The sequence below is a fragment of the Treponema sp. UBA753 genome, assembly GCF_002297325.1.
Taxonomy (GTDB): domain Bacteria; phylum Spirochaetota; class Spirochaetia; order Treponematales; family Treponemataceae; genus Treponema_D.
The window spans coordinates 1-9,903 of record NZ_DBKJ01000007.1 but is presented as its reverse complement, the minus strand read 5'-3'; the positions used below and the strand labels follow the sequence as shown (position 1 = coordinate 9,903).

8 protein-coding genes are annotated in these 9,903 nt (G+C 37.4%); all 8 read right to left on the bottom strand.

The features are described from left to right. Positions 1-138: 138 nt before the first annotated feature. Positions 139-414 carry a CRISPR-associated endonuclease Cas2 gene (cas2, locus tag B4C08_RS00355; protein WP_296662080.1) on the bottom strand — a complete coding sequence of 92 codons (276 nt, stop codon included), beginning with the start codon at positions 412-414 and terminating at the stop codon, positions 139-141. A gap of 18 nt (positions 415-432) precedes the next feature. Next, a complete protein-coding gene (cas1, locus tag B4C08_RS00350) occupies positions 433-1,407 on the bottom strand; it encodes a type V CRISPR-associated endonuclease Cas1 (RefSeq protein WP_296662079.1) in 975 nt (324 codons plus the stop codon). A gap of 12 nt (positions 1,408-1,419) precedes the next feature. Next, complete coding sequence (gene cas4 / locus B4C08_RS00345; protein WP_296662078.1) at positions 1,420-2,001, bottom strand: type V CRISPR-associated protein Cas4; 582 nt, start codon at positions 1,999-2,001, stop codon at positions 1,420-1,422. Positions 2,002-2,007: 6 nt separating this feature from the next. Next, positions 2,008-3,039, bottom strand: coding sequence for a virulence RhuM family protein (locus B4C08_RS00340; RefSeq protein WP_296662077.1), 1,032 nt, complete (start codon positions 3,037-3,039; stop codon positions 2,008-2,010). A 14-nt stretch (positions 3,040-3,053) separates the two neighbouring features. Continuing rightward, on the bottom strand, positions 3,054-6,977 hold the full coding sequence (gene cas12a / locus B4C08_RS00335) for a type V CRISPR-associated protein Cas12a/Cpf1 (protein WP_296662076.1): 3,924 nt from the start codon (positions 6,975-6,977) through the stop codon (positions 3,054-3,056). 107 nt (positions 6,978-7,084) lie between these two features. After that, positions 7,085-7,975, bottom strand: a complete 891-nt coding sequence (locus B4C08_RS00330; protein ID WP_296662075.1) for an aldose 1-epimerase family protein — start codon at positions 7,973-7,975, stop codon at positions 7,085-7,087. Between the two features lie 20 nt (positions 7,976-7,995). Beyond that, on the bottom strand, positions 7,996-8,928 hold the full coding sequence (locus B4C08_RS00325; protein WP_296662074.1) for an ABC transporter permease: 933 nt from the start codon (positions 8,926-8,928) through the stop codon (positions 7,996-7,998). Further along, a partial coding sequence (locus B4C08_RS00320; protein WP_296662073.1) for an ABC transporter permease occupies positions 8,925-9,903 on the bottom strand: 979 nt, incomplete at its 5' end. The genes B4C08_RS00325 and B4C08_RS00320, both read right to left, overlap by 4 nt.

Genomic DNA, 9,903 nt, shown 5'->3' with positions numbered 1-9,903 from the left:
AATTTTGTATTTGTCTTAAACCCTAACTTTTGTACAACAGTACAGTTTTTTGCGGTATTTTGCATTTGTTACATCAAAATAAGCATATTTAAGAGTTTTCATGCTAAAAATCTCCAGTAAGACCTTGGGTTTGCAATTTTATGCAATCACGAAAAAGTCTGCCTTTTCATTTTTGGCATATCCGTAACACATTTTTTTACATGTAGCTGACATATCAAATATTATCACAGAATCTTCTTCTGTGAAAGCCTTCATATACACATTTTGAATTTCATTTTCAATATTTTTTAAGACTGTTTCGCTGTTGTTTATTTCAAAAACAGAATACTGCAATCTAAATCCAAATTTTGAAAGATATTTAGAAAACTTTGTCCGGACTTTGTCATTGCTTATGTCATAACTGATTAGAAGCATATCTTCTCCTGTGTTTTTTTAGATTGAATCTTCCATATCAAAAAATGGAAAATCTTCTGTATTTTTGTTTCGCATAAAGGCGCGGTAATAACTTTGTAGATAAATAAAAATTTCATTTTTGTATTCAATAATTGCATCCAGAATCAAACCAACATATTTTTTTGAATTCTTCCAGGGAAGAATATATTGATTTTGATTTTTCCAAAAATCCTTTTCAGAAACCTGACCGAGGTTCATTGCCTTTAAAATAGCTTGATCGACAATTGGGCGAAACGGCTCTTCCAAATCACAAACAAGTGACTTTCGATGAAAAAATTGAGTATGCAAAATTCCGACATAAACATCAAATCCGTACATTTCCAAAAGCGCATTAACAATATTGAATAAAATTGTGTAACCGATGTCCATAAGAGTATTTGTAATATCATGCTTTACACGAGGACGGCGAGCTGTCCAATTGTAACTTTTAAAAAGTGACTGAAAATATAACTTTGCACCTATCCCTTCAATTCCCATTATTTCCTGAACAGACAAATTTGGCTTTAAGACATCTTTTTCAAACTGCTTTAATTTTTGAATCACCTCTTTTTCATCGTTAGTTTTGTTCCGCTTCTTTTTAAGAATTGCATTCTGGTTGTGGATTTTATTTGAGATTACATGAGCGGCAATGTCGGTTCTGTTGTATTCATATTGCTTCCTGCGCAAAAGCACATTTCCTTCAGCCTTTGACGGAATAATTTTTGTAATGCGAAGATTTGGTGACATAAGAACAATGTTAAATCCGAATTTGTTTGCTCTGTCCAAAAGCCCTGTTGTAATGCAGTAGTCGCCGCAAATAAACAACATAAAAAGCCTGTAGCAGGTTGATTGATGTTTTGTTTTTCCGTTTTCATCGGTGATTAAAAGGTTATCATTTTTAAAACTGATTTTCTCACCGTTATTTGTAAACACAAAAGCCATTTGCTTATATTCAAAATCACGTGTACTCATCATTTTTACTTCCTTCTAATTTCCGCCGCGGTATGCTTTTGGCGCCAGTTGTCTGTCGCAGAAATCGTTATAAATGCAACGGCGGCATTTGTCTGGATTTTTTGGTTCGTAAGAATCAACATTAAAAAAATGCATTTCTTGATTTGTCAGCTTGAATTTTTCAAGCATTTCAAGATTTTCTTCCGGAAGCTTTTGCGGATAAACTTTATTGTCATCGATAGAATAAAAACGGATTGACTTCACATTGTAGCCCATTTCTCTAAGACAAAGGCACTGCGCATAAAGCTGAAAAACATAACCGTCATAAATTGTTTCAATATGCTTTTTCCGTTCTGTGAGCAGTCCTTTCTCATTGTCAAAAATATCAATTTTTCCGCAAAGCTTGTATTCATCAGAATAAACGTCAATTCCCTGCAAAACATTTTTGTGCGTTGAATAACGCTTTTCATCAATTGCAGAATGAGCTGCTTTTCCGTCCAACTGGGCATTATCATAATAAAGCCGCTCTGCCAAATCGCCGTAAAGTTGATGATAATAAATCGAAAGCGGACAAAAAATAAAATCGTTCAGATATGTGATTTTCAGGTAAAGTTCCATAGAAATTTATTTTAGCTTCTTTGTTTCTTCCAAAAATAAATCAAAATCACTTTTATAGATTTTATCTTGAATCACACGATATTTTTCCCATTCGGTTTCAGCAAACGATTTGGCAATCTCCGCTGTTACATGACCATTGTCCTGCAAAATTTCGTATTCATTGAAGTCAAGAAATTTATTTAGGCGAACAGACCAGTCATTCATTGTCATTGGAATATTCCGCTTCGCTTGCAGTTCCGCATAATCCAAATACATAGTTACAATGCGTTCCAATTGTTCAAGTTCATTCTTATTAAGATAATTCTTCGCAATGCTCACATCAGTTTTTTCAATTTTGCCATCTGGTGCTTTTCTCCAGTCTGTCAGTCCCATGTTTGGTTTTTCAGAATTTGCACGCTCCATAATAAGTTCTGCAGCAGTATGTTTGTGTATTGCCCAATGCAGTTTATTCTGTACATTTGCAAAAAAATCCTTTGTGGTTTTGGAAGTTTTATCGTAATCAAGGCTTGTTGCGTATATGTCAGTAATTTTTTGATAGAACTTACGTTCGGATATTCTGATTTCACGAATTTCTGACAGCAACTCTTCAAAATATTTTTTTGTAAGAATCGAGCCGTCATTTTTCATCCTTTCGGAATCCATTACCCAGCCTTTTATCGTATAATCTTTGGCAATCGCATTGACCCACTTGCGGAATTGAATGGCACGGTCAGAATTAACTTTAAAACCAACTGCAATTATCATTTGAAGATTGTAATGCTTTGTGTTGTATGCTTTACCGTCAGTGGCAGTTATCCTAAAATTTCGGATAACTGAATCTTCAGAAAGCTCTGAATCCTCGAAAATTTTCAAAATATGATAGTTAATTGTGCGGACATCAACTTCATATAAAGTCGCAAGCATTTTTTGGGTAATCCAGATGTTTTCATCTTCGTAGCGAACTTCCACAGTATTTTTGTCATCGCCGGTCGCTGCAATGAATGTAAGATATTCAGCGGCGGAACTTCTAATTGTAATTCGTTTATTTTTTTGCTGCATAGTTTCTTATATCCTTATTTCAGATATTCTTTTTTCTGGACAAACTTGAACCAGTCGGCATTGGAAATATTTTCTATGTAACCTTTTGGGTTCAAGTTAAAATTGTTCTGTAAAAGATACAAGCCTTTTAATGCAATGTGATAAGCTCCGTTTGCATCGGCATCGACTGGGAATTTTGAAATCCATTTTCCGCCGGAATCTTTTCCTTTTGCAATTTCATTACGGCTGTCAAAAAATGTTCCGTCCGCAGCTTTCACTGGAGAAATCAAATAATCTTCTTCTGTATTTGGAACTGAATTTCGCATTTGAAGAGTTGTTGTAAAGGAACGCAAAAGTTCATCAAAAAATTTTGCATTGGATTTTTCAGCGGAAATATTTTCTATTAAATCAATAAGATTTTCTTTGTTTTTCCAATTTATGCCAGATTGTGCAAACTGCCCGTCAAAAGCTTTTTCCAGATTTTCAGTAGGATTTACAGAGAATGTTTTGTTTTCTTTTCTGCTGTAAACTATTCGCTCACCGTGAGTATAAATTTCCCAGTTTTTCTTAAAGTCTGCATTGTCACCCAATTTTGAATAATTCACACTGAATACAAAACAGTTTTCTTTTGAGTCGTAACGAATCGAATCAAACTTGCTGAAAACTTCTTTTTTCTTTTCAACATTTGTCAGACCTTTCGTATTAAACAGATTTGCAAAACCGGTTTTTGGATCGATTTTTGAAGTATAGCTTGCCGGAATATAGAAAATCCAGCCGCATTGTTTTCCGACATCACTGATATTTGCAGATTTATCCGTCAATTGATAAGCGTTCAAAATTCCGCCTGGTTCTGTTGCAGGTCTGTCTTTGAATGCAAAATAATTCAGCTTTTCAATCAGCATATTTTCAAACTTCTGATAAACCTGACGTTCAACTGCAAAACGGCCGCGCTTAAAACCAAAGTTCAAATCTTCCATCACAACAATTGCGTTTTGCTCAACCATAAGCTTTGCAATTTCATGAACAATATTAGAAAGATAACCTTCCTTCAGTTCCTTAATATTTCCGATTGTCTGCCAATTTTTACGCGCTTTGTTCCGGTCGCCTTCTTTTTGAACAAGTTTTTCCTGATAATTTACAGAAACTGGATTTTCTTTGTCTCCTCGAATTTGTTCAACAATGTTCAAAGTTTTTTGCAGTTCAATTTCCCCATTTTGATTTATAAGTGAAAGATAAATCAGATGACGCTCGCCACGGTCAAGACCAATAATTTTTACATCAGGATTGTTGCGAAGATATTCCAAAACTCTTTCATTAAATTTTTTGCCGGTAATTTCTGGGGCTTTAAAATTCATTGTAATCGGGCAATGAAAAAGATATGTGTTCTGCAAGAAATGCTTATCTTTTGTGATTTCGAACCTAGCCTTTTTAAACACAACTTTTCCAGAATCTAAAAGCGATTTTGCTTCATTGGAAAGTTTAAAACCTTTTTTCTGTTTTGCAGGATTTTTGAATTTATAAATTTCCTGATAGGTTTCATCGCGGATTGTTTCTCCGTCAGTTGTAGTTCGGTTTACAAGAATTGAATCTTTTTCATGCTTTATAACTTTAAGATTTTCACTTGCAGGGCGATAAAAAAGTTCCGCATCGCCGTTTAGTTTTAGGCAGATGTCCTTGAGATTTTCAGGACTAAAAAGATTTTCCCAATAAAGCGTATGAAGATTTTTTTTGCCGTCCGCTTTTTCTGCAAAATCTTTATTGTAAATTTGGAAAAGATAAAGTTTCCCGGAATCAATAAGCGAATCGATGTAGTTTTCAGAAATATTTTGGAAAGTGATTTTATATCCTTGAAGCTCAACTTCCTTATAAAATCCACTCATGTCCTCATAACTTTCTGTTGGAGAAAATTTGAAATTAAAATTTTTCCAATCTTCATGCTGATTAATTGCATATTTGAACCAGTCAATCAGTTTGTGCATAAAAGATTTATCGAAAGACTCTCCCTTTTTATGTTTTCCCTGCTCATATCCTAAAAGCAAATCTTTTGGAGGCAAAAAAGTTTCCTGTCCTTTTGTAGAAAAGAAAACTTTTGGAAGCATTTTATTTGGTCCGGGCAAAAGTTTATAAATCATTTTTTCATAATGAGATTCTTGTTGATTTTTACAGATTGAATCATTCGAAAATTTGGGTTTATCTTCTGGATTAAAAATTCCAAGAAAATATTTTCCGTTCTTACGAAGAATTATCGCATCATTAGAGGATTCTTTATTTAAATCCCAACCATTCGCCAACGTAGGACATTCAAAATTCAGCTTAATCTTCTTTACTTCACCCGGCTTTTTTGTAACAAAGTTTCGGACTTTATTATAAAGCGAAATAATTTCAGAAAGAGGAATTAAAATCTCATCAAGTTTTGAATAAAATGCAGAATCTTTTTGCTCTTCGCCGCGATAATCTACAAGTTTTAAATGATGAAAAAGGCACTGAACTTCATCCAAAAAATTTTTTATTGGAGTTGCAGCTTCTTTTTCTGCCTGAAGATTTTCAATATTCTCAAAATCAATTTTTTCATAAGTAATTTTTATTTTTTCAACAATATCAACCGGTTCTTTTTCCTTTGTTTTCTCATTTGCACGAAGCTCGGAGAGTGAAAAATATGACTTTACTGTTTTATCAGCCGGAACTCCGTTTTCGTTTGCCCAGCGTTCATAAGCCTTTTGCAAATCCGCTAATGAATAATCTTTTTTGGAAATTTCTTTGTGAAGATTTTCAACCTGTTTTTCTGTGAGTTCCTTTTTTGAATTATCCTTTTCAAGCAGAAAAAGCCCGTCATTCAAAATTGACCAGTTTCCAAAAATCGCAAGTGAAAATGCTGTAAGTTCTTTTGCCGGAACAAAAATTTCAGACAAGTCATAATCAGGAGCAGAAAAAGTTCTTTCTATTAATTTATAAGCTTTGTCAAAATATTCTTCTTTAAGCTGCTTTATACTTTTATAAACTTCCTCGCTTTTTTCAAATCCAATAGGAATAAATGAAGCCGTTTTTTTATCGCTTAAAATTTGCTTGTAAAGAACAGTCATTTTCTTTTTGAGTTTAGATTTTTCCTCTGGCGGAAGCTGCTGGCTTGCAAGATTGATTTTTTCATTCAAACCTTGAATTTTTTGCTTTCCATTTTCATCAGAAATTCCTCCGATTACAGTATTATAAAAATCGATTCCGCTTTGGCAAAGAACTGCATTAAATTTTTCTGGATTGAAGATTTCTGATAACTTTTTTCCATTAAGGAATGCTTTCAAAGATTCTTCTGTATCTGAAATAATTTCTGGAAAATTCTTTTGAAGATATTCAAATACTTTTACATTCGCATGAAATTTCGGGAAGTTTTCATTTACGATTCTGTTACTGATTGCAGTCGCTTTTGCTTCATCGCTGTAAAGATTTTCACGGTTCTGATGAAAACCAGAAAAATAGGTTGAGAATCCTTTAAAAACTTTGAGTGCTTCATTTTTATCTGTAATTGTTCCGCTTTCATCATTTTTTATAATCGATGGAAGCAAATCTGAAAGAAGCTCTTTTTTGAACAACTTAGAAAAACGCTCATCATCTTTAAACTTTTTGACAATCGCTTTCCGCATTGCAGCCTGAATACTTTGCAAATCTTTCTTTTGCTTCTCCTTTTTTATTTTATCTTTTTCCAATTGACATAAATCAAACACATCATAAAGATTTTTCCAACCTAGTTTTGTATTAGAAAGGACATCTTCGATAAAAGAACGGTGAAAGTCATCAATAAGATTTTTTACTTCAGAATATGCCTTTGCACGGTTAAAATCTGCTTCAAGCATATTTGCCTTCTGCAAATTTTCTTCAGTTTTTCCAACCGGAATCAATCTGTTTCTTAATGTTATTGATCTTGAATATCCATTCTTTTGACCGCAAAACTGTTCAACTGTTTTCATAAATACTTCTCCTGAAATAAAAAAACTATTTTATTATAAACCATAAAAACGACATACAATGTCGCAATGAAAATATATTTCGTTATATATAATTTCTTATTACCGTTTCAGTTCAACAAGTCAACAGTTATGCTTTGGTCAGAGATAAAAGTTTTTTTCGGTTCAAGAATTTCGAGTCCAGGTTTATGTTCCCACAGATGATCTGTACTGTCGGCATCAGGAAGTCCGAACCAAGGTTCTATGCAGACAAACTCAGGAGCGCCTGGGTTCTGCCAAATCATCACGTAAGGATAGTCTTTTGTGTTCACACGAATCAGTTCGCCGGTCCGAGTATTCCTAAGTCCAGCCCAGTCTGATTTTATATCCGTAAAAAGATGTCCATTCCCAAAGCCAGATATGCCAACTGGAATTATCCCCGGATTTTTTTCACTATAAAGTTTTTTAACCGGACAATCGCCTTTTGAAGTAGAAGCAAGAAAACCATTTTTATAGCAGGCAACCTGCACAAGAGGCTCTTTTTTTTCAAACTCAATTTGAAAGTCGTTCACGTTGTCAATCACAAATGCGCTGTGGCTTCCGAGACTGAATTTAAACGGAACTGAATCTGTGTTCGTAACAGTTGACCTAAAAACAACGCCGTCATTTTTCAGTTTGTATTCAACGCGAAGAATAAACTTGTACGGAAAAAGTTTCAGCGTGTATTCATTTTCGGAAAGTTCAAAAACCGCAGAATCTTCTGTGTGCGAAATCAATTTATGGTCAAGGTCTCTTGCAAATCCGTTGCTTTTCAGCGGAAATGATTTTCCGTCAATAAGAACAAATGCATCTTTTATCTTTCCGCAGTGAGGAAAAAGAATCGGCGCATGAAATTTCCAAACGGAAGAATCTCCGCGCCAAATAATATCATGCCCAGTTTCACGGCGGATAAATCTATTGATTTCGGCTCCGCAAGTATTCACATCAAGTTCAAATCTTTCATTTTTCAATGTTACAATCATTTCAATTCTCTCCATCATCTTCAATACGGAATTCCGTTCGCGGCGGGGGCGGTCATTTTCTTTGACGAGAAGATGAGCGCGACAAGTGTCACTGCGTAAGGGAACACCTTGAAGATTACTGTCGGAATCACTGCAAGGGCTGGAATGACCTGTGAGACATTCGCAAGCGTGGTGAAGAATCCGAAGAAGAATGTCGCTCCGAGAATTCCAAGAGGCTTCCACTGTCCGAAAATCAGCGCGGCAATCGAAAGGAATCCAAGTCCTGCTACGCTTCCGTTAAATTCGCCCGAATAAGTTACAAGCATGACAGCTCCGCCAAGACCGGACAAGGCGCCGCTCACAAGAACCGCGACATAGCGCATAAAATGCACGTTCACTCCCGCACTCGCGACAGCAGAAGGATGCTCACCGCAGGCACGGAGGCGCAGTCCGAATGAAGTCTTGTAAAGCAACCAGAACGAGAATCCCCAAACTCCGAGCACGAGCCAGGTTGACCAGTATACGCGCGAGAAAATCAGTTTGCCGAAAAACGGAATTCCTGAAAGTCCTGCGTAGTCCACAGGAATTATTCCCATCATAATCGGAATGTTTCCGCTGCCCGTAACCTGACGCGCGATGTAAATCGTGATTGCGGCGGCAAGCATGTTGACTGCTGTTCCTGAAATGACCTGATCCGCCTTGAGCGTTATCGAGGCGAATGCATGGAGCAGCGCAAAAACAATTCCGAACAAAGCTCCTGCGGCAAGTCCGATTATTATGACCTGCGTGTGTCCCGCGGAATTCTCAAGTAGCCTGATTGTGAACGCGCTTCCAAAATACCCTGAAAGCATCAGCCCCTCAAGTCCGAGGTTTGTGACGCCGGAACGCTCGCTGTAAAGTCCGCCCAAAGAAGTTATGAGCATGGGCATCGTGTATGCGATTACGTAAGGAAAAACCTGATAAAGCAAATTCATTTTTCATCTCCCGATTGATTTGAATTTCCAGAAACTCTCGCAAGCTTCTTTTCGTGAAGCGAATGGAAAAGCCTGTTCCAAAGCTTCTCAAACATAACGCTCGTCGCGGTAAAGTAGATTATTACAGAAATAATCGTGTCCGCGATTTCAGGCGGAACATCGGTGAGCGCGTTCATGAATCCTTTTCCAGACTGAAGGATTCCGAAGAAAAGGGATGCGAACAGAACGCCCACCGGTGTTGAAGCTCCGAGCAGGGAAACCGCGATTCCGTCAAATCCCTGGGCAGGCATCACGCCAATCTGCATGTTCAATGCGTAACCTGCATAATACGAAAGACCGGCCAGCCCCGAAAGTCCGCCTGAAATCGCCATGGAAAGCACGATGCTCCGGTTCACGTTGATTCCGGCATATTCCGCGCAGAATCTGTTCGCTCCCACAGCCTTAAGCTCATAGCCCAACGTGGTCCTGTTCAGGCACCAGCGCACAAGAAAGACCGAGGCGACGGCAAAAATTATTCCCAGGTTGATGTATTCCGAGCCTGAAAAAACTGCGGAAAGCCATGGACTTCTAAGCGACTGCGTAACGGCAAGAGAGGAGCTTTCAGTCTCAAGCGAAGGACCTTTTAAATATGCCGGAACAAAATAGTAAATGCTCCAGTACGCCGTCCAGTTCAGCATGATTGATGAGACAACCTCGTGCACATTGAATTTCGCCTTAAGGAAACCGACGAGCGCGCCCCACAAGGCACCTCCTGCAGCCGCGGAAATGACAAGCACGGCAAGATAAAGCGGACGCGGAAGAAAGACAAAATGGCCTACAACCGTGGCAAAAAGTCCGCCCACCAGCATCTGACCGGAAGCTCCTATGTTGAAAAGCCCTGCCTTGTATGCGAACGCAAACGAAAGCCCGGTGAACATAAGCGGAGTGGCGGTGGCAAAAGTATTTCCGATTCTCTCGCGGTTCATCAGCGCGCCC

Bases quoted from the DNA above. Each gene is read 5' to 3' on its own strand.
- cas2 (WP_296662080.1), bottom strand. From the start codon at position 414: ATGCTTCTAATCAGTTATGACATAAGCAATGACAAAGTCCGGACAAAG.
- cas1 (WP_296662079.1), bottom strand. From the start codon at position 1,407: ATGATGAGTACACGTGATTTTGAATATAAGCAAATGGCTTTTGTGTTT.
- cas4 (WP_296662078.1), bottom strand. From the start codon at position 2,001: ATGGAACTTTACCTGAAAATCACATATCTGAACGATTTTATTTTTTGT.
- B4C08_RS00340 (WP_296662077.1), bottom strand. From the start codon at position 3,039: ATGCAGCAAAAAAATAAACGAATTACAATTAGAAGTTCCGCCGCTGAA.
- cas12a (WP_296662076.1), bottom strand. From the start codon at position 6,977: ATGAAAACAGTTGAACAGTTTTGCGGTCAAAAGAATGGATATTCAAGA.
- B4C08_RS00330 (WP_296662075.1), bottom strand. From the start codon at position 7,975: ATGATTGTAACATTGAAAAATGAAAGATTTGAACTTGATGTGAATACT.
- B4C08_RS00325 (WP_296662074.1), bottom strand. From the start codon at position 8,928: ATGAATTTGCTTTATCAGGTTTTTCCTTACGTAATCGCATACACGATG.